Annotated in this window: 15 protein-coding genes; 3 read left to right on the top strand and 12 right to left on the bottom strand. The window is 67.4% G+C overall.

Annotated features, from left to right (window positions below; genetic code table 11):
• Window positions 1-326: 326 nt before the first annotated feature.
• The 5 genes from mprF to V7066_RS12310 form a co-directional block, all read right to left on the bottom strand.
• Window positions 327-2906: a bifunctional lysylphosphatidylglycerol flippase/synthetase MprF gene (gene mprF, locus V7066_RS12330; protein WP_334183335.1), complete on the bottom strand. Its 2580-nt coding sequence runs from the start codon at window positions 2904-2906 to the stop codon at window positions 327-329.
• A gap of 5 nt (window positions 2907-2911) precedes the next feature.
• Entirely contained in the window at window positions 2912-3337 is a 426-nt protein-coding gene (locus V7066_RS12325) for a DUF2147 domain-containing protein (RefSeq protein ID WP_334183334.1), read from the bottom strand.
• Entirely contained in the window at window positions 3334-4107 is a 774-nt protein-coding gene (locus V7066_RS12320) for an AcvB/VirJ family lysyl-phosphatidylglycerol hydrolase (protein ID WP_334183333.1), read from the bottom strand. Before V7066_RS12320 ends, V7066_RS12325 begins: the two co-directional genes overlap by 4 nt.
• Window positions 4104-4970: a MipA/OmpV family protein gene (locus tag V7066_RS12315; protein WP_334183332.1), complete on the bottom strand. Its 867-nt coding sequence runs from the start codon at window positions 4968-4970 to the stop codon at window positions 4104-4106. Before V7066_RS12315 ends, V7066_RS12320 begins: the two co-directional genes overlap by 4 nt.
• Before the next feature lie 268 nt (window positions 4971-5238).
• Entirely contained in the window at window positions 5239-5658 is a 420-nt protein-coding gene (locus tag V7066_RS12310) for a hypothetical protein (RefSeq protein ID WP_334183331.1), read from the bottom strand.
• Between the two features lie 428 nt (window positions 5659-6086).
• Here V7066_RS12310 and V7066_RS12305 point away from each other — a divergent pair, with 428 nt between their 5' ends.
• Together V7066_RS12305 and V7066_RS12300 are read left to right on the top strand one after the other, a co-directional pair.
• Window positions 6087-6380, top strand: coding sequence for a hypothetical protein (locus V7066_RS12305; protein WP_334183330.1), 294 nt, complete (start codon window positions 6087-6089; stop codon window positions 6378-6380).
• Between the two features lie 191 nt (window positions 6381-6571).
• Window positions 6572-7174 carry an AraC family transcriptional regulator gene (locus V7066_RS12300; RefSeq protein ID WP_334183329.1) on the top strand — a complete coding sequence of 201 codons (603 nt, stop codon included), beginning with the start codon at window positions 6572-6574 and terminating at the stop codon, window positions 7172-7174.
• A 193-nt stretch (window positions 7175-7367) separates the two neighbouring features.
• On the opposite strand, the gene V7066_RS12295 is transcribed toward V7066_RS12300, so the two are convergent.
• Window positions 7368-9500, bottom strand: coding sequence for an acetate--CoA ligase family protein (locus tag V7066_RS12295; protein WP_334183328.1), 2133 nt, complete (start codon window positions 9498-9500; stop codon window positions 7368-7370).
• 23 nt (window positions 9501-9523) lie between these two features.
• Window positions 9524-10357, bottom strand: coding sequence for a p-hydroxycinnamoyl CoA hydratase/lyase (locus V7066_RS12290; protein ID WP_334183327.1), 834 nt, complete (start codon window positions 10355-10357; stop codon window positions 9524-9526).
• Between the two features lie 76 nt (window positions 10358-10433).
• Between V7066_RS12290 and V7066_RS12285 the strand changes: the two genes are divergently transcribed.
• Complete coding sequence (locus V7066_RS12285) at window positions 10434-10844, top strand: MarR family winged helix-turn-helix transcriptional regulator (protein WP_334183326.1); 411 nt, start codon at window positions 10434-10436, stop codon at window positions 10842-10844.
• Window positions 10845-10879: 35 nt separating this feature from the next.
• Here the strand turns inward: V7066_RS12285 and V7066_RS12280 are convergent, their stop codons facing one another.
• From V7066_RS12280 to V7066_RS12260, 5 genes are all read right to left on the bottom strand, one after another.
• Window positions 10880-12277 carry an aldehyde dehydrogenase gene (locus tag V7066_RS12280; protein ID WP_334183325.1) on the bottom strand — a complete coding sequence of 466 codons (1398 nt, stop codon included), beginning with the start codon at window positions 12275-12277 and terminating at the stop codon, window positions 10880-10882.
• 75 nt (window positions 12278-12352) lie between these two features.
• Window positions 12353-13867, bottom strand: a complete 1515-nt coding sequence (locus V7066_RS12275) for a tannase/feruloyl esterase family alpha/beta hydrolase (protein WP_334183324.1) — start codon at window positions 13865-13867, stop codon at window positions 12353-12355.
• On the bottom strand, window positions 13867-15600 hold the full coding sequence (locus tag V7066_RS12270) for a CocE/NonD family hydrolase (protein ID WP_334183323.1): 1734 nt from the start codon (window positions 15598-15600) through the stop codon (window positions 13867-13869). The genes V7066_RS12275 and V7066_RS12270 overlap by 1 nt, the downstream gene beginning before the upstream one ends.
• A 35-nt stretch (window positions 15601-15635) precedes the next feature.
• Window positions 15636-17189: an alpha/beta hydrolase domain-containing protein gene (locus tag V7066_RS12265; protein WP_334183322.1), complete on the bottom strand. Its 1554-nt coding sequence runs from the start codon at window positions 17187-17189 to the stop codon at window positions 15636-15638.
• Window positions 17189-19936, bottom strand: a complete 2748-nt coding sequence (locus tag V7066_RS12260; RefSeq protein ID WP_334183321.1) for a TonB-dependent receptor domain-containing protein — start codon at window positions 19934-19936, stop codon at window positions 17189-17191. Before V7066_RS12260 ends, V7066_RS12265 begins: the two co-directional genes overlap by 1 nt.
• Window positions 19937-20009: the final 73 nt, after the last annotated feature.

The following is a 20009-nucleotide window of genomic DNA, read 5'->3' as shown; positions in this document are numbered from 1 at the left end:
CGGAATTCCTTTGCAATCTCAGGTCAGATTGCGCGCCGTTAACGCTATTGGTACTTATTCGCAATATCGTGTCAGGAATTCGCCGAACTGTGGCTGCATTGACACAGTACCCGGCGTCCCGCCGATCTTGCGTCTTCCCCAGAGAATTGCAGCGGCGCCGCGCCGAACACCCTAACGCCGCCCACGCCGTTCGCTCGGGCAAGATCGTCCTGGAAGGTTGACACGAGATAGTCGGCGAAACTCATCATCATCGCCGGCGCCCTGCTCGGCCTGCTCGCGGCAAGTCTTGCCAATTCGCCGTTGCGCCGGATGTGACGCGCGGCCCGCTAGATCGGCTTTGCGGCGCTCGCGCGGCCGCCGCCGACCAGGGTCTGCAAATCCAGCAGGGAGCGCGCGAAACCGAGGCCGCCGCCGGCGGCAATGTAGCGCGGTTCCCATTCCGGCGAGAACTTCTGCTTGTAGGCCCGCAGCCCCTCGAAACGATAGAACGCATCGCCGTGCCGATAGAGAAAGCCGGCCGCCCGCGCCCATAGCGGCGCCAGCGGCCGGGCTTCGATGCCGGACAGCGGTGCCAGCCCCAGCGTGAACCAGCGGTAGCCCTGCGCCTGCCCCCAGCGGATCAGTTCGATGAACAGGTAGTCCATCGTTCCGTTCGGCATCGTCTCGACATGGCGCATCAGGTCCACCGAAAGCTCCTCGCGCGTGGCGGTTTTCCAGATGTTCGCGAAGGCGACGATCTCGCCGTCGCAGCGCACCACCGCACAGTCGAAATGGGCGATGTAGCCGGGATCGAAGCGGCCGATGCTGAAGGACTTTTCGTGGCCGCCCTTCATCGCGAGCCAGGCGTCCGAAACCTTGCGCAAGATCGGCAGCAGCGGCTCCAGCCGGGCGGCGGGCACGACCTCGAAGGTGATGCCCTGCCGCTCCGCCTTGCGCGCCGCCGCCCGCAGGGACTTGGCGCCCGGTCCGTCGAGCGAGAAGGCCGGAAGGCTGACGCGGGCTTCCTCGCCGTACTTGATGAGTTGCAATCCCAGGTCGATCGCGATCGGCAGGGCACTCGCGCTGAGCTGATAGAGCAGGAGCCGCCCCTGCTGCGCATCCGCCAGTTCGCGAATGCGCCAGAGCAAGGCGCTCCATTCCTCGACCGGCCCGATCGGATCGCCCATGACGATCCAGCTCCGGCCCTGCACCTGGTACATCAGCAGCGCGTCCCCGCTTTCCGATCGCAGCAGCCGCTTGTCGCCGGTGAGCATCAGCATCGCATCGGTCCGCACCGCTCCGGCGAGCACGCGGATGTCCCGATCCTGCATGCCCTCGGCCCGGTCGACCGGTCCCACCGGCCGCAGCAGGCGCGCCAGCAGGACCACGCCCAGCAGCACGGTCACCGCGAAGCTCGCGCGCAAGAAGCGCGAGGCCTCGCCCCGCCAGGCGAATTGCCACCAGAGCGTGTTGCTGTAGGGAACATGGCGGTACGAGAAGAAGCCCGCCCAGAGCATGACCGCCGCAACCACGGCGATGGCCGCGACCCACTGCGCCGAGAATCCCGCCGCCAGCGCGGTACGCCGATAGAAGGCCGGGCGCGCGCCCTGAAGGATCGCGGCGATCGCCAGCAGGATCACGGCCTGCTCGACATCCAGACTCTTGATGAGCGCGAAGACGGCGCCCGCGACCAGCAGCGCCCGCGCCGCCACGAAAGCTCCGTCGAGCCGCCGATAGAGACCCGGCGCCAGCAGCAGCAAGCCGGTTCCGGCAAGGCTCGCGGCGATGTGCGAGGCTTCGACGAAAGGCAGCGGCAGGATGTGGCGCAAGGCATGCAGCCGCGTCGCCGCCGGAGGGACCGAACCGGAAATCAGCAGGATCGCGCCGCCGCAGAAGCACAGCGCCGCGAGCAGCGGCGGCGCGATCTGGCGCAGCAGGCCTTGTGCAGCATTGACCGCTCCTGCGACCGGGGCGCCCCAGCGCCTGCGGGCCGAGACCAGCAGCACCAGCGCGGCCAGGAGCAGCGGCAAGAGATAGTAGATCGCCCGGTAGGCCAGCAGCGCCGCGACAAGATCGGCCCGCTGCATGTCCGGCATGAGCGCGATGACCACCGCCTCGAAGACGCCCAGTCCGCCCGGAACATGGCTGATCAGAGTCGCGACGATCGCGACAACATAGGCGAGCAGCAGCGCCGGAAACATCGCCGGAGCAAGATCGGGCACGAGAACGAAAAGCGCCCCGCAGGCCGCCGACAGGTCCGCGGCGGCCAGCAGGATCTGCGTCAGCAGGGTGCGCGGCTCCGGCTTCGGCAGGCCTCGGAGATCCCAGCCGTGCTTGCGCATCTGCCCGGCCGCGGCGAGGCTCGCGACGAGCAGGACCAGGATCGCCGCGCCCGCGCAAGTCTGGAGCCAGGGCGGTAGCGACCACACCCCCGGCAGGTCCATCGGATGAAAGGCGAGCGCGGCTCCGGCGAGCGCCGCGATGCCGGACCAGAAGGTCAGCCCGGCGATCACCACGACCCGCGCGACGTCGCCTGCCGTCAGCCCCGCCGCACTGTAGACGTAGTAGCGCGCCGAGCCGCCGGTCAGGACCGACAGGCCCAGGTTGTTGCTCAGCGAGTAGCTCGTGAACGAGGCGAGCGCCGCGGTCCGGTAAGGCAGGGGCCGACCGATCGCACGCAGGGCGAAGACGTCGTAGAAGGTGAGAAGCGTATAGCTCACCCCGGTCAGCGCAAGTGCCGCGGCGATCCGCCAGGCGGCGATGGCGTGGAAGGCATGGCGGATATCGGCGGCCCTGATGCTGTGCAGCAGGGTCCGCAGGGCGCCCAACCCCAGGAGGGCCAGAAGCAGCACGCCGGCCACGCCGAGCGCCATGCGATGGCGCGCGGCAAGCGAAGCCGCCGTCCGGATGCAGGAGGGAAGTTGCATGGGCGTCAGTCCTTCAGCCAGACCTGCGACTTGCAGATCCAGCCGCCCAGCACGCATCCGCTGATCTTGAGATGCTCGGGATCGAGACGCTCCATGCGCGAGAAATAGGTGCCGCCCATGTCGGGAACGTAGACGTGCCCCTCCCAGTGATCCGGGCTGACCGTGCGGTAGTCCTTCAGCAGCATCGTCCCGACCAGCTTGTCGACGCCTGCCTCGCGCGCGTCCGACGTGGCCTGATCGTCGGCCCAGACGATCCAGCCGCACAGGTCGGTCCCGCATTCGCCGGTCTTCACTTTCACGCTGCCCCGGGGATTGACCCAAGTGCCGGAAAGTTCGCCCGGGGCGAGGGTAGTCTGAGCCTGGACCATCGGTGATGCGATGGCCGTGACCAGCGCCAGAGCGGCGAAAACGGTGGAAACGGCAGGTTTCATCGTGCGATCTCCCGATGCGCGGTCGTCGTCCGGCGCGGTGCGGACAGGGCGTCGTCGATGCCCTTCAGCAGCGCGGCGTGGACCGCATTCACGTCCTTGTTCAGAAAATGGCCGCCCGGCAGGGGCACGACCCGCACGCCTGCCTGATGGAGGTGCGGGCACAGGCTTTCGGTCTCTTCCCGGCCGTATATGCACACCGTCGGGACCCAGCCGAGTGTCCGTCCCGAAGGCAGCGCCGAAACGTCCGGCGGCGTCCAGTTCAGCAGTTCCGCAGGCGAGGCGCGGAAGTTGATCGTGTCGGTGGGAACGACCAGTTCGGTCGTCAGCACCCGGCCGCGCCAGTCGGGCGCCAGTTTCGGGGAACCGGCATTGACCATGTCGGCGCCGAACGACTGGCCGATCAGCACGACGCGCCGAACCGGACCGTCCGGCTCCATCGCCAGAGCGCGCCGCATGGCTTCCTCGATCAGCGCGGCGGCCTCCCCGGCGGTTCGCTTCTGCCGGAAATAAGTCAGCGAATTGACGCCGACGACCGGAATGCCGTCCTGCGCCAACCGGGCAGCGACTTTCGGCCCCATGCCGATCCTGAAGCCCATGTCGCCCGAGAGAATGACCGCGACCACGCCCTTCCGGGCAGGAATCGGCGCGCGGACCGCGGGAACCGTCACGAAGGGATCGGAACTGAAATAGCCGAGATGGGCCCAGTACCCGGTCACGCCGAGGAGCGGCAGCAGCAGCGCGATCGCTGCCGGGATGATCCAGCGTCTCAAAACGTGTACCCCAGTCCGACGGCGAAGCTGGGCTGGCCCCGGCGCCCGGCAATCGCGACCACGGGCGAGCGGGCATAGCGTCCCAGCAGCCGCCCGTAGCCGGCACTGGCGAAGACTTTCATGCCGTGGGTGAGATCGCCGGTGATCGAACGGGCCACCATGAGATTGGCGTTCCAGTCCTTCCAGCCCGCCTTGTGGGCGCCGGAGTAAGTCGGCAACCCGCTCGCCCGGCTGCCCGCGCCATCGATATCGTAGTAATAGGCCCCGAAGCGGCGGCCCACGTAATCCGCGGAAACGGACAGCGAGGCGTAGAGGCGATGCGACAGCGGCGTGTCGTAGTCGATCTCCGGCGAGACGATGTAGCTGCGGTGCGCTCCGGCTACGTCGTGCTGGTAGGACAGGCTGGCGGACAGGGTATCGTAGGGGCTGGTCAGCACCCCCGTCTTCTGCAAGCCGATCCAGCCGCCGAGTTCGACCGCCGTGGACAGTTCGCCGAGCGCCCGGACGGCGTGATCGCGGATCTTCGTCGTGCGGTCCAGCCGCAGCGACGCGACCGGACCCGCCTGAATCTTGAAGCCCCTGGCATCGCCATGCGGCACGAAATCGAGCGAGAGTGAAGTGCCCTCAAGCTCGAAGCCCAGACCGGCGATCTGGCCCTGCGCCGCCGCCATTGGAACGATCACATTCTGATCGGAGCCGATGTAGCTGGGCACGCTGGCAAGTCCCACGCCCGCGGTCACGCGGTCGTGCATGCTCACAGGCGCGTTCTGCCCGTCATCCGCCTTCGTTTCGGCCAGAGCTACGCCGGGACAGGCGCCGATGCCGACAAGGCCCGCCGCACAGAGGAGCGCGTATCTGCTCATCCCATCAATCCCGAGCGATACCACCGCGACACGCCGGACCTGACCAGCGCACAGCCGCAGATCCTGCATGTGGTCCGCCGGACTCCGGCCTCATCCGGAAGGCCCGCACCGGACGGCGTGTGCCGCTCCTTCGTGCAGGCCACCAGCCCCCGCAAACGGGTCGCCGAGGCGCGTCCGGACGGCGCCCTCGAAACATTTTCCAACATCGTCCGTGCTCCCCGATCGGCACAGGCTGCCGACCCGCCGAAGCGGGCCGCGCGTCGCCGGTTCAGCGAATGACCCGAACCGTGCCGGTCAGGATCACATTGTCGGGCAGGTTTCCGGCCGCCTTCACCTTCAGGCGCTGCGCATCGAAAGCGAGGCAGTTGCCCGGCATGATGACGGCCACGTCATTGTCCCAGGACGCCTCGATGGCATAACCCCGACGGGTGCCGTCCACCGAATTGGGATCGGGCCGGGCATTGCAGAGTTCGAGGTCGTGCGGCTTCCTGAAACGCACGAGTTCGACATCGCTGGAACTGTCGAGCATGAACTGGTTTCGCGGAAGGTCCTGCTCGGCCATGAGCATGATCGGATCGTCGAGGTCCGCACCCCTGTTTTCCAGGCGCTGCGCGGATGCCGGAACGGCGGCGGCGAGGGAAGCGGCGACACCGACAAGACCGGCGCAGGCAAGAAACGTCTTACGCATGTGAATTCTCCATCACCGTTACTGACGAATACAGTGTGGAGATCGATGCGATGACGATGAACTATACGAGGGTAGCGTCATGCCAAAGTATAGGTCCGTCAAACCGGCAGGCGATGCGGACTGGAGATCGTGCCGAAAAACGTACCGGAAGCCCCCGTCAACCGCAGTTTTGTCCGCTCCATACCTTGGGCTGTCTTCAAGTCCTTGATCGCGATCCCAAGTTACATCTCGGCAGTCGCTCGGTCGTCATGCCTCTTCTACAGACGCGGTCTCGGGTTCGACCTGGCCCGGGAATTTAGAGTTTTTGTTTTACCGCATTTTCCGAGTCATCGGGTGATCCCGCCTGATTAGAAAATGCTCGAACGCGCACCGGCCGATCGCACGCGTCTGTTCATCCCCGACTTCGACAACGCGAAAGGAGCTATCCCATGAAGCGCACAATTCTCACCGTCCTCGTCGCCGCGATCGGCGCGATCTGCTTCCAGGTCTCGGCCCAAGCCCAGGACCGGACGTTCACCGACCCCGGCGGGTTCCGCGCCGTCGAGACATCCGGCGGTTACGAGCCCGCCAATCCGCCGCTTCCCGCGGGCACACCGGCCGACGCGAAGATCATCACGGCCGCATCGATCGCCCCTGCAAGCGCCTATCCGCCCCCGGTTCCGGCCGCGTCCTATCCTCCCTGCAACGCCCAGCGCCGGGACGCCTGCCTCCAGCGCAAATAATCCCCGAACCCGGACATCTTGCAGGAGACGCCGGTCGTTCCGGCTGCTCCTGCAAGATGGACCGCGGATACCAAAGGCTAAACCATGGTTTAAAACGCCCAGCCCAAAGCGATAGGCGAACTCGCCCGCCGTTCGATTTCCTCGCAGCGCCCGATCGGCGAACCTGTTCCCGCAAGATTCGGGAACGGGAAATGCTGCACCAGACGATCACTCCAGACATCTGCCGGACCGTTTTGAACGAGCGCTCCCTGGCCATGACCCTGGTCGCCGAAGTCCGCCGTTCGCTGGAGCGCGATCCGGTTCTGGCACGCCATTACCTCGAACGCCTCGAAGCGCTTCTCCATCCCGAAGCCGGGGCTGCCGGACGCAAGCGGGACCTCCTGCCCGCCAGCGTTCTTCCTGCCAGCGTTTTCTCCGACGGCATTGCCGACCGGCCGAGCAAGCGCAAAGGCGGTCTCGCCCCCTGGCAGGAACGCCGCGTCGTCGATTACATCGACGCAAACCTCGCCACACCGATCCTCGCGGAGCATCTTGCCGCGCTCGTCGGCCTCAGCGCCGGGCATTTCACACGGGCCTTCAAGGCAAGCACAGGCGAGACACCCCACGTCTTCCTCGTCCGCCAGCGGGTGCGCAGGGCGCAGATCCTCATGCTGGAGACCCCCGATTCCCTCGCCCGTATCGCCTGCGCCTGCGGGCTGACCGATCAGGCCCATCTCGCCCGGCTGTTCCGTGCCGCCGTGGGCGCCACGCCGACCGCCTGGCGCCGCGCGGCCCGGCGCCCGGTGACGCAATAATCGCCGCACGGCGCCATGCGCTGACCTGACCCGACCCGTTCCGCTCTCCCCCCGACGGACGGGCAATCCTTGGCCGAGGCAGTCCGCTGCCTCGGCCATTTTTTTGCAGAGCCTTCGACAACCCGACATGGCGCTGCGCGACCGTTCCCCCATAAGCGAGGCATCCGAAGCGCAGAAACTTAGGGATGGATGGCTAAGGACGTTCCTCCCGCTCCACCAGCATCAGCGCGTCGAGGGCGACGGCACCCTGGCCTGCGGGATGGAGGATCACGGGATTGAGATCGATCTCGGCGAGCGCAGGCTCCGCCGCCAGGATCGCGCCGACTTGCGCCACCAGCCGCGCCAGCGCCGGAACGTCCAGCGCGGGTGAGCCGCGATAGCCCGCCAGCAGCGGCGCGCTCTTGAGCTGCATCAGTTCCGCCTCGACCTGCTCCACCGGCATGTCGGGGGTGAACAGGCGCACATCCTGGAGGATTTCCGCGGTGACGCCGCCGAACCCGGCGAGGACCACCGGCCCCCATTCGGGATCGTTGCGGCCGCCGACGATCATCTCCAGCCCGCGCTCGCCCATCTTCTCGATCAGCACGCCGTCCAGCACGAGCGCGGCGTCATAGGCGCCGACGTTCGCGTGGATCCGCTCCCAGGCCTCGGCAACCGCATCGGCGTCGGCAAGGTTCAGGATCACGCCGCCCGCATCGCTCTTGTGACCGAGCGCGGCTGCCTGCGCCTTCATCGCCACCGGATAGCCCAGGGCCTCGGCAGCGGAGACCGCCGCTTCGGCGCTGTCCGCGAAACGTCCGGCCGGAAAGGCGAAGCCCAGCGGTCCAAGCAGTTCCTTGGCGCGATATTCCGCAATAACGCCGTGATGGTCGGCAAGGCCGGGCACCGGCAAAGCTGCGGTATCCGCAGTTGCGAGAACCCGGCGCGCCAGGGCGCCGAGCCGGGCCATGGCCCGGAACGCGCGTTCGGTGCTGGGGAAGCAAGGGATGCCCTTGGCCCGCAGTGCGGCGATGTGCTCCGGCGGGATCGGTGCGCCCTCGTCGAGCCCGGCGAAGACCAGCGGCTTGTCGATCGTCCGTTCTTCCAGCGCCGCCATGATGGCGGGCACCTTGATCGTGCACGTCACCGGGTCGGTCTGGATGATGCCCGCGATCACCCCGCCGACCCGCGGATCGTCGAGCAAGGCGGCCAGGGTGTTCGTGTAGATCTCGGGCTCGCTGAGTCCCTGCGCGGTGATGTCCAGCGGATTGCTGACCGGAACGAAGGGCGGCAAGGCGGCGCGCAGGGCGGGCGAGTCCCCGTCGCTCAACGGCGCCAGGACCATGCCCTGCTCCTCGGCCAGATCGAGGGTCAGCGCCTTGAAGGCCCCGGATTCGCCGAGCACCGCCAAGCTTTCCTGCGCCAGCGCGGGCGCGCGCAGCAGGATCTCGGATATGTCGCCCAGTTCTTCCAGCGTTTCTGCAAAGACGACGCCGGCCCGCTCCACCTTGCGGCGCATCAGCTTGTAGTCGCCGGCCATGGCACCGGTATGGGTGGCAGCGGATTCCCGCGCCGCGCTGGACTTGCCGGGATGCAGCAGCACGATCTGCTTGCCCGCCGCCCGCGCGCGGCGTGCGGCGGCCAGGAAGCGGGCGGGGCGGCGGAACTGCTCCACGATCATGGCGATGACCTGGGTGTTTTCCTCGTCGACCAGCCAGTCGACGTAGTCCTCCACGCCGCTCGCCGCCTCGTTCCCGGTCGAGACCGAATAGCTGATCGCCAGGTCGCGCGCCTGGAACGTGGTGCAGAGCACCGCCGCCATCGCGCCCGACTGCGAGACCACGCCCACGGCGCGGCGTCCTTCGGGCGCCACCGTATCGGTTTCCACGAAGGTCAAGGGGATGCCGTCGACGTGGTTGACGAGGCCGAGACAGTTCGGCCCCTCGATCACCATGCCGTGTTCGGCGGCGATGCGGGCGATCTCGGCCTGCTGCGCCTTGCCCTCTTCTCCGCCCTCGGCAAACCCCGCCGAGAAGATGATCGCGGCGCCGCACTTGCGCGCGGCCAGCCCGCGCACGGCATCCAGCACGCCCGCCTGCGGGATCGCCAGCACGGCAACATCCACGCCGCCGGGAAGATCCTCCACCGAGGCCAGGCACTTGCGAAAGCCGATCGCCTCGCGCTTGGGGTTGATGGGGTAGACCTCGCCCGCGAACTCGTTGCGGTCGAGGTTGCTCAGCACCGAGGCGCCGAGCGCGCCCGGCTTGTCGCTGGCGCCGACCACCGCGATCGAGCGCGGCCGCAGCAGGCGCGCGACGGCGTCCCTGCCAAGGGTTGTATCGTTCATCGCTGCCTCTCCCAGGCTGGCGCTCAGCGCGCCTTGTTCAGATCGTAGGCGCCCAGACCGGGCTTGTAGGTCTTGTCGTCGATGAACTGGCGCGTGGCTTCCTTGCGGCCTTCGGCATCGAAGAAGTTCGCCGCTTCCTGCGTGCGGACGAGGTAGTCCATCGAATTGTCGAAGGTCATCTCGCTGACGCGGCGGACCGCCCACTTGGTGCCGCGCAGCGCGACCGGGTTCTTGCCGAGCAGCACGGTGGCGACTTCGGTGACGCGTTCCTTCAGCTTGTCCGCAGGCACCGCCTCGTTGACGAGGCCCCATTCGGCGGCCTTCCTGCCGTCGATGTTCTCGCCCATCATCGCGTGGTACATCGCGTTGCGGAAACCGGTCAGCTCCACGATGATCTTGCTGGCGCCGCCGCCGGGCAGGATGCCCCAGTTGATTTCCGAAAGACCGAACTGCGCGTCCTCGGCCGCCACGGCCAGATCGCAGCCGAACAGCGGACCGTAGGCGCCGCCGAAGCACCAGCCGTTGACCATGGCGATCGTCGGCTTCTCATACCAGCGCAGACGCTCCCACCAACCATAGGCCTCGCGCTGCGCCTTGCGGACATGGCCAAGGCCCTTTTCCTCGTTCTCGCGGAAGTATTCCTTGAGGTCCATGCCAGCTGAGAAGGCGGTGCCCTCGCCGGTCAGCACCAGCACGCCCACGTCCTCGCGGAACTCCAGTTCGTCGAGCACTTCCTTCATGCGCCGGTTGAGGCTCGGGCTCATGCAGTTGCGCTTCTCGGGCCGGTTGAACGAAACCCAGGCGATGCGGTTTTCGACGGTGTAGGAGACGGTATCGTGTTCGGTGCGCTCTTGCATGGCTATCCTCTTTCCTTGACTGCTGTAATTCATAACAACCGAATTGTTATCGTCAATAACATAAATGTGAGGGACCATGACCGATCTTCTGGGGCAACTGCCCGGCTATGCGCTTCGCCGCGCGGCCAATGCCGTGATGGGCGAACTTGGCGACCTGTTGGGCGACCAGGGTTTTCGAATCACGGAAGCCGCCGTGCTGCTGCTGGTGCAGGATCGCTCCGACCTGACGAGCAGCCAGATCGGCAAGACGCTCGACATCCAGCGCGCCAACATGGTCCCGCTGCTCAACCGGCTGGAAGCGGCGGGCTGGATTCGCCGCGAACCGCTGGACGGCAAGTCGCTGGCGATCGTGCTCACGGCAGAAGGAAGCGGAAAGGTGGCCGAACTGGCCGAAGTGATCGAGGCGTTCGAACGGAAACTGCTGGACCGCGTCCCCGCCGAGCACCGCGACCATCTCCTGCCCGCGCTCAACGCCATCTGGCGCTGAACACGGGCCGGAGAGGCCCGCCGTGAAGGGGGCGGTTAGATCGGGAAGTGACCGGGCTGCGTCTCCACCGTAATCCAGCGGGTTTCGGTGAAGCTGTCGATACCCTGCCTGCCGCCGAAGCGGCCATAACCCGAGGCGCCGACCCCGCCAAACGGCATCTGCGCCTCGTCATGCACGGTCGGTCCGTTGACGTGGCAGATGCCCGACTTGATCCGCCGCGCGACGCCCAATCCGCGTGCGGTGTCCCGCGTGAAGACGGCGGCGGAGAGGCCGTAATCGGTGTCGTTGGCCAGTTCGATGGCGTGTTCCTCGTCGCGGGCGCGGATCATCGCGACGACGGGGCCGAAACTTTCGTCGCGGTAGAGGTTCATCGCCGACGTCACGCCGTCGACCACGGTGGCGGGCATCAGCACGCTGTCCGCCTCGCCGCCGGTCAGCACCCGCGCGCCCTTGCCCGCCGCATCGGCGATCAGCGCGTTGACGTGATCCACCGTCTTGCGATCGACCACGGCGCCGAGCGGGGTCTTGCCTTCGCGCGGGTCGCCCGTCGCCATCGAACCGACTTTCGCCGCGAACTTCTCCGCAAAGGCATCGGCCACCGCCTCGACGACGATGATCCGCTCGGTCGACATGCAGATCTGGCCCTGGTTCATGAAGGCCCCGAAAGCAGCGGCCTTGACCGCCTCGTCCAGATCGGCGTCATGCAGAACCACGAAGGGCGCCTTGCCGCCCAGTTCGAGCAGGCAGGGCTTGAGATGCTCGGCGGCGCGCTTGGCAATGATCTTGCCGACGGCGGTGGAGCCGGTGAAATTGATGCGCTTCACTTGCGGTGCATCGATCAGCGCGCCGACCACCTCTGCCGCATCGGCAGGCGCATTGGTGACGACATTGACGACGCCCTCGGGGAAACCGGCTTCGGCAAAAGCCTCGATGATCAAGGCATGGGTGCGCGGGCACTGCTCGCTGGCCTTGAGGATCACGGCATTGCCGCAGGCCAGCGGCACGGCGATCGCACGCACGCCCAGGATGATCGGGGCATTCCACGGAGCGATGCCCAGGATCACGCCTGCCGGCTCGCGGATGGCCATCGCCAGGCAGCCCGGCTTGTCCGAAGGAATGATCTCGCCCGCGATCTGGGTCGTGAGCGAAGCGGCTTCGCGGACGATGCCGGCGGCGAGGCCGAGGTTGAACATGGCCCAGCCGGCAGTCGCGCCGATCTCGCCCATCATGGCATCGACGAAAGCGTCCTTTCGCGCTTCCAGAGCATCCGCCGCCCGCAGCAGGACGGCGCGGCGCGCGTTCGGCCCCTGCGCGGCCCATGCAGGCTGGGCGGCCCCCGCGCGAGCCGCGACGGCGGGCATCTGCCCGGCAGTCATGGCCTCTGCGCTGGATGCGACATCTCCGGTCAGCGGGTTGATGCGCTCGAACTTCATGGCATGGAATCTCCCAAAGATTTAGCTATTGATTATAGCATTAGAGAAATCCATGCAAGCGCCCGGAGCAGCTCGTCAGCGACATTCGAAACTACTCGCCAGCAGAGGACTGCCGCTGCCGCGATAGTATGCCGCCTGCGGATAGGGGCAAAGCGGGCGCTGCATGGTGACCGCGCCTTCCTCGCGCTTCACGGCCAGGATCGTACCGGGCGCGATGCCGGTGTCGAGCCAGCGCTCCAGCGCCGCCAGTATGTCGTGGGCGGGCGCGCGGTCCAGCCCTTCGCCCCCTGTCGCCCCGAACAGGTCCGGCCCCGCGCCGCCGACGCAGTGATCCATGCCGGGGACCATGTAGAGCCGCAGGAAATCCGAAACGTCCCCGCCCATGCGCCTGCCGACCGCGCCGAAATAGTCGGTGGTCGATTGCGCCAGCACCAGCGGATCGGCCCAGCCCTGGTACATCAGCAGCTTGCCGCCGCGCGCGCGGAACGCGGAGAGGTCGGGATCGTCGGCATGGAGGTTCATCACCCGGTCGATCGCCGGAAGATCGTCCGCAAGGCGAAACGTCGCAGCGTCCCAGTTCGGATCCTTGTGCACCCCGTCGCCGAACAGGGCCACCGCGAGATAGGGCGGGCCGGGCGTGAACGGCTCGGGCAGCGGCGTGGCGCTGACCGGCACGCCGGGCAGGATGCCCCCGTCGATCCGCTTGCCGTTCTCATCGTGGAGCGGCGCGTAGATGCGCGTGGCGAACGCGACTTGCTCGGGGCTGAGACACTGGCCGGTGCCGCCGGGCCGACATTGCAGAACGGCCATGTCGAAGCGGCAGGCGGCGGGGTTCGCCACCAGCCCATCGCGCAGCCCATCGTCGCTGTCGCAGGCCGCCACGCCGCTGCGGGAGACCAGCGACCAGTCGGCCGCGGACATCAGTCCGGCATGGCGGCGGTGCCGGATCATCTCCCACATGCGCCGGGCGCTCATGGCGGGCGTGTTCACGCCGGGCGCTCCGGCAAGAATGCCGTCATAGTCCTGCGGGTAGCGCTGCGCCTCGGTCATCGCCTGACGCCCGCCGCCCGAGCAGCCCGAGAAGATCGCGCGGCGCACCGGCTTGCCATAGAAGCCCGAGATCAGCGCCTTCGACTTGACCGCCAGCAGGTGATTGGCGCGCTCGGCATAGTTCGCCGCCCGCATGGCCCCGCCCAGCAGCCAGTGACGATCGCTCGCCTTGTGGCCGGTGTCGGTGCTGGCACCGGCATAGCCGCGCGAGACCGCCCGCGCCAGTTCGCGATAATTGAAGCTTCCCGCCTGTCCGCCCACACCGCCCGTCAGCAGATGGCCGTTCCATTCGCGCTGTAGCGGCAGCCAGAGTTCGAAGCCGATCTCCTGTTCGATCACGCCCTCGACCCGGCAGAACCCGGCATCGACCCTGGGCTCCCGGGGGTCCGGCGAGACGAAGCCGCTGCCGGGGGCTATCGGCGTGGTCCGGACGATACGCACGTCCGGCGCTGCCAGCCCCGCCGCCCGGGCGCAGGCTTCGCTCGCCCCGGCTCCTCCCCCCAGCGCCGCCGCGGCGGCGAACAGCGCCAGCAGCGGCATCAGTTGGGCGTCGCCGGAATGATCGGCAGGCTGACCGTGGAGGGATGCGCCCGGTCGAAATAGACGGTGATCCGCGGCGGTGCGGCGATGTCCCGCGCGCGCTCGCGATGATCCGATCCGGTCACGGTGATCTGCATCCTGTGCCCTTTGCGGAACAGCCATGACGTGGGCATCATGTCGAAGCGCAGGCGCACCGGCTCCCCGGCCTTGAGCGGCTGCGCATCCTCCTGGTAGGATCGGTGCCACGGCACGCCCGGCGGCATCGCCCAGGGCGCCTGCGCCTCCTTGCGCAGCGACGCCTTCAGCCGTCCCTCGGTGACGACCTGCACGGTGCCGTCCGGCGCGACATCTTCGAGATAGGCGAAGACGTTGGCATCGCTTTGGTCGGCCGAGATCCACAAGTCGGCCAGGGCATTGCCGGTCACTTCGGTATCGGCGGCCAGCGGGGCACCGCTCAGGCTGGCTCCGGATCCGGCGACATGACAGGGCTGCACTTGCGACCCCTCGCCCGCGCCGGGGCATTTCACGGTATAGTCGGCGGTGAAGGTCAGCGGCTTGCTGCGCCCTGCCTTCTCGCTCAGCCGGGTGCCGTCGAGGAACAGGCGCTGCATGCGGGTCTGCTTCAGCGGCCAATCCGCCGATGCGCGCCACTCGGTGCCCGGCGCGGCGTTGACGGTGAAGTAGTGGATCGGCGCGTCCCGGTCGATGCCGGTATCGATGCCCTTGAGGTGCCGGTCGTAGAAGCGGTGCATCTCCTCCAGCAGGGCGAAGTCGTCGCTGTTGCAATGCTTCCACGGGCCGATCACCAGCCGCGAACCGGGGATGTTGGCATGGGCGATGAAGCCCTGGTCGCGGAGTTCGTCGCGCCAGCCGCCCTGGATGTAGAGCGGCACCGCGCCGAGCCGGATCTGGTCCGCATAGCTGGACGCGCTGCCTTCCGCCCAGAAGCGGCTCGCGACCAGGCTGGACCAGCTGTCGCGGTAGGGGAGCTGCTTCCACATGTCGAACAGGGGCGTGGAAAGCTGGTGCTCCTCCGCCGCCTGACGCAGCACGATCTTCCGTTCGTCGCCATCGACGGGGGAGACCTTCATGTCGTCCTCCACCGTGCGCGTCGGGCCGGTGCCCCACTGCGCGAAGATGCCGCCGCGCCGGAAGGCGTCGTACTTGTTCCAGGAGAAGCAGCCCGCGAAGACCGCCTTGAGCGCGGGCGGGCGCATGGTCATCACATGCATGGCCGCATCGCCGGTGTTGGAGCAGCCGTAGACCCCGACCTTGCCGTCCGACCAGGGCTGCGCTGCGAGCCACTGCGTCATGTCGAAGGCGTCCTGCGCCTCGTTGCGGTCATGATAGCCGCGCCGCACGCCGGTCGACTGGCCGTTCCCGCGCCGCGCCACCTGCACCACGATATAACCGTAGCGCGTGAGATCCTGGACCTGCCGGAAGCCGCTCACGCGCCCGCCCGCGCCGTCGGCGGTCTGCTGCGAGATCGACAGGGTGTGGTGCCAGATCACCGGAAAGCGGCCGTCGACCGGCTTGCCGTCCTTGGTCGGCCGGTCGACCCGGATCGCCAGCTTCACCCCGTCGCGCATTTCGACATAGCGCGAGGTGGAGACCATGCCGTCGTAAGTCGCAGCCGGTTGGTAGTGGCCGAAGCTGGCCGGTGCGGTTTGCGCCTGTGCCGTGCCGCAAAGGAGCGTCGCGGCAAGCAGAGAGACGGAAAGCGACTTCATCATGTCAGGAGAACCTTCAACTTTCTGGCCTTGGGACGTCAGGAGCCTGCAGCGAATTGCGCCCTGGCATCGCGGCGGGCCTTTTCCTTCAGCACGGCGGCGTCCTCGGGAAGAAGCCAGCGCTGCCTGACCATGCCGTCAACTTGCGCATCGTACTGCCGGACGAACGCCTCGGCCGAGCCATAGCGCGCCTTGAGCGCCGCGCCGCCAAGATCGGAACGCACGAAGATCGGGCGGCCCTTGGCCGGCGTGCAGGCGGGCAAGTCCGTCCCCTTGTACGGCCCGTAGGACGCCAGCGGCACCTTGAACTCGGCCACCGGCAGGCCGCCGACCGGGTTGCCCACCGCATCGCGGCGGATCTTGTCGCCGTCCCAGGCGAGCGGCGGCGCATGGGGCGGAGCCACGCCCTTGTCGGTCCAGAGCCGCAGGTTCTCCACGGCGGCGCGGGCGAGCGCGCCATGCGGCACGTCGCTGATCGGCAGAGGGCAGACGTTCAGCGCTTCCTCCCCCTTCACGCCCGCCACCGGATAGCCCTTCGCGGCAAGCTGGACGAAGTTCGGTCGTTTCTCGCGCGGGGGATTGCCGTCGATCATGCTGGCACTGTGGACCACGGCGCCAAGCTGGTAGAGCCGGTGCGCGCCCACTTTCGCATCGCTGTCGGGCGTCTGCGGGCCGGGTCCGGTGCCGACTTCGAACTCCGACATGAACTCGATCACCGGCACGTCGATCGGCTTCAGCGTCCGGCGGGGATCGTCGTTGCGGGTCACCGCTTCCTCACTGTTGAGCGGGATGTAGCCGCCGCCGTTCCAGCGCGAGGAAATGCCAATGAGATAGCCGTCGAACACCGGCTTGCCGCCTGGCAGGCGGGCACGATCATGAAAGCCCTCGTTGATGAAAGTGCGCTGGACGCTGCCGGTGAACGACCAGCCGCCGACCAGGATGCGGCGCACTTTCAGCCCGTGCAAAGGGTTCTGCGGCGTGTCGCTGCGCAGGAGCATGCCGATGTCCGCCATGACCTGATAGCGAATGCCGTCCTCCGCGGGCCACTGGATCGCGCCGTAGCGCTGCGGATCGAACCACTGGAGCACCTGGCTCTGCGCGGTCGGCACCGGCCCCTTGGCGGAGATCGCGCGGGACGGCGCATCGTCGCCCAGCCCTGCCGCCACGTAGATGTCGCCATGCGCCATCATGTAGCCCGACATCGCCACCCAGTGCGAGGTTCCCCCCTGCGAGGGGTGGATCGGCTCGAAATGGACCACGCCGCTGAACTTCGCCGCATCCTTCGGACGCCGCACGACGATGCGGGTGCCGTAGGGGACGTCCTTGGCCAGCACCGCCAAGGCACCCGAGGGATCGTGGCGATAGGCGTCGGCGGTGCCGTGAAGGAAGTATTCCTCCTCCACATAGCCCTGCGCGGCAAGGTCCACCGCGGGCACAGAGCCGGGGACCGAGGCCGTGTTGTAGACCTGGCTCCGGGCGGTGACGGGGATCGGCCCGTCGACTTTGTCGATCCCGGCCAGTGCGGGATCGGCGGCCACGAGCGCGCCGGTCGCTGCGCCGATCGCCGCAAGGGTGCAAGCCGTGCGGCGCATCAGAACGTCTTGCTCAGCGAGACGGAGATCATGCGGCCGATGGCGTTGGTGGTCTGCGGATCGAAGCCGCCGCCGCCGCCGTTGGACGTCGGCGCCAGGTCGACGAATGGCGGATCGCGGTCGAACAGGTTCTGCACGTCAAGCCCGATCTTGACGCCCTCGGTCCCGGGAATGCCGGTTCCTTCGAGATCGTAGGCCAGTCGCAGATCCACCGTGGTGTAGGACTTGATGCGCTCCACCGGCGCGACGTAAGTGTTGTTGTAGCCGTTCTGCCAGGCGACCACGACGCTGCCGTCGAACCCGCCCTTGGACCAGCCTGCCACGCCGCGTGCGCGCCACTTGAGCGGATAGTCGATGTTGTTCGCCTGATCGATCACCGGGCTGTCAGGCGTGATCCCCACCTTGTAGGTGAAGAAGTGCGTGCCGCGCAGCGAGAAGCGGAAGTCGCCGACATTGTCCGTCCGGATCGGCACCGCCAGACCGAAGTCCAGGCCGCGCGTGATCGTGGTGCCGAGGTTGCTGGGGCGCCCGTCGATGAAGACGCCGGCAGCCAGCGCGTTCGCTGCCGTACCGCCGTTGACGGTGAGGCCGGAGTTGACCAGCTCGGCGATGCGCGCCTGTGCCGCCGCGCCGCGCGTGATGATCGAGCTATAGAGGTTCTCCTGACGCAGCACGTTCAGGTTCGACAGATAGCCGTTGATCTGGCCTTCGTAGACGATGTCGAAGTAGTTCACGCTGAACTGCGCGCCGGGCAGGAAAGCCGGCGAATATTCGCCGCCGAACGACCAGGTCCGCGCCGTCTCGGGCCGGAGATCGAGGTTGCCGCCCGAAAGCGCCACGCCCTGCACGGTCGCGCCGACGGTGGGATCGAAGTAGTTCTGGATATAGAGCTGCGATCCGCCCGCGCTGACGAGCTGGGTCAGCAGTGGTGCGCGGAAGGATTCCCCGTAGCTGCCGTGCAGCTTGAGGTCGGCGACCGGCTCCCAGTTGATGCCGATCTTGGGGTTCTTGGTGGTGCCGACGTCGCTGTACTTGTCGATACGGCCGGCCACGTCGAGTTGCAGGCTGTGGAAGCCGGGGATCGCGTTGCCGGGGCCGAAGATCGGCACGAGCACTTCCGCATAGGCGGACTTCACATTGCGCGAGAGCCGGATATCCGTGCCGGTCTGCGATTCCAGGCGGCCGCGCAGCTGGCCGGTCCGCAAGTTCAGCTTGTAGTATTCCGCGCCCACCGCCAGCTTCACGTCGCCGCCCGGCAGCGTGAACAGGGTGCCGTCCAGCTTCGCCTCGGCCGCCTTCATGCGGCTGATGCCCTGCGTGGTGCTGACGTTGTTCATGATCGCCGCAACCACGTCAGGATCGTTGACCGAAGTGCCGAAGGGATTGAATGCGGTCGCCGGATTGCTGCTGGCCAGAGCGGCGGCCAGCGAAGCGGCATCGGTCTGGCTGCCCTGCGTGAACACCCGGTCCTTGTTCCAGCCGTAACTGCCGTAGAGATCGAGCTGCCAGTCGCCGAACAGGTCGGCGGTGATGCCGGCGGTGCCCTGGATCGTCTTGGAGGTGATGTCCGAGGTCGAATAGGGTCCGTAGTCGTTGACGAACGAATACTGCACGGTCTCGCTAGCCGGATTGGTTCCGGCGGGCGCCACGAAGAAGGCATTGCTGCGCGGGACGGTCAGGTTCTGCGCAGCCACCTGGCCCCGGCGCAGGGCGTCGCGGCGAGAGGCATAGACGTCCGCGTAGAAGCTGATGCCGTCGGTTATGTCCTGGTCGAAGTTGATCGTGCCCGCGTTGATCTCCTGCTGCGGCACGAGGTCGATCGCCTTGAGATTGTCGCACTTGTTGACGGTGCCCGCGGCGAGGTTGCCCGGCGTCGCGCCGCCTGCCGGGATCGCGTAGCTGCGCCCTCCGGTCACGATGTTGCCCGGCGCGCACTGGCTTACGCGGTAGTCCGCGCCGCCGCGCCCGGTGAGGTCGGCGTTGTAGAAATCCCGGTCGCGGCCGCTCAGATTGCTGCGGTAGGTATGCTGGAACGAGGCCGTGACCTGGCCGGCCGACCATTTGTGACCGGCGACGATGCCCACCTGGCTTTCGAAGTAGTGATCGGCCACACCGTGCTGCACTTCGATCTGCGCGCCTTCGTAGTTGCGGCGCAGGATCAGGTTGGCGACGCCCGCCACCGCATCCGAGCCGTAGACCGCCGAAGCGCCGTCGGCGATCACCTCGACACGCTCCAGCGCCAGGGTAGGAATGGTGGAGGGATCGATGGTGGCACCGGTCGTGCCCTGCGGCACCGCGCGGCGGCCGTTGATCAGCGTCAGCGTGGCGTAGGGGCCGACGCCGCGCAAGTTGATCGAATTGCCGTAGACGACGTTGCCCGCTCCGCCCGCACCGCTGCGGCTCGTGTCCGAAACGCCGTAGTTGGTGATCTGCGGGGTTTCCTGAAGCACCCGGATCGTGGTGGTGGCGGCGGACTGGTCGATTTCGGCCCGTCCCACGGCGACCAGCGGAGAACCGACCGGCGCCGCGCCGCGGATGCTGGTGCCGGTGACGATGATTTCCTGGATCGTCGGCGAGGCGCTGTCTTCCGCGCTGTCCGGCTGGGCCTGGCCTGCATCGGTGACGGGGGCCTGCGACTGTTCTGCCTGGTCCTGGGCCTGCGCAGCAGACGCCGCCAGCGCGAAAGCGGCCATGGCCCCATAGGAGACCAGGCGGGAAACGGGGTGACGCAAGGTAAGGCGCGACATCTATTGACCTCCCAACCCGGCAATACCGGGCATTTATCGTTTCGGCGATGGCGCCGGCGCGAAAGGAGCAACA

The organism is Novosphingobium sp. (assembly GCF_036820275.1).
In the GTDB taxonomy this organism is placed as follows: Bacteria; Pseudomonadota; Alphaproteobacteria; order Sphingomonadales; family Sphingomonadaceae; genus Novosphingobium.
Note: the sequence above shows the minus strand (reverse complement) of the source record. Positions and strands in the feature narration are given on the sequence as shown.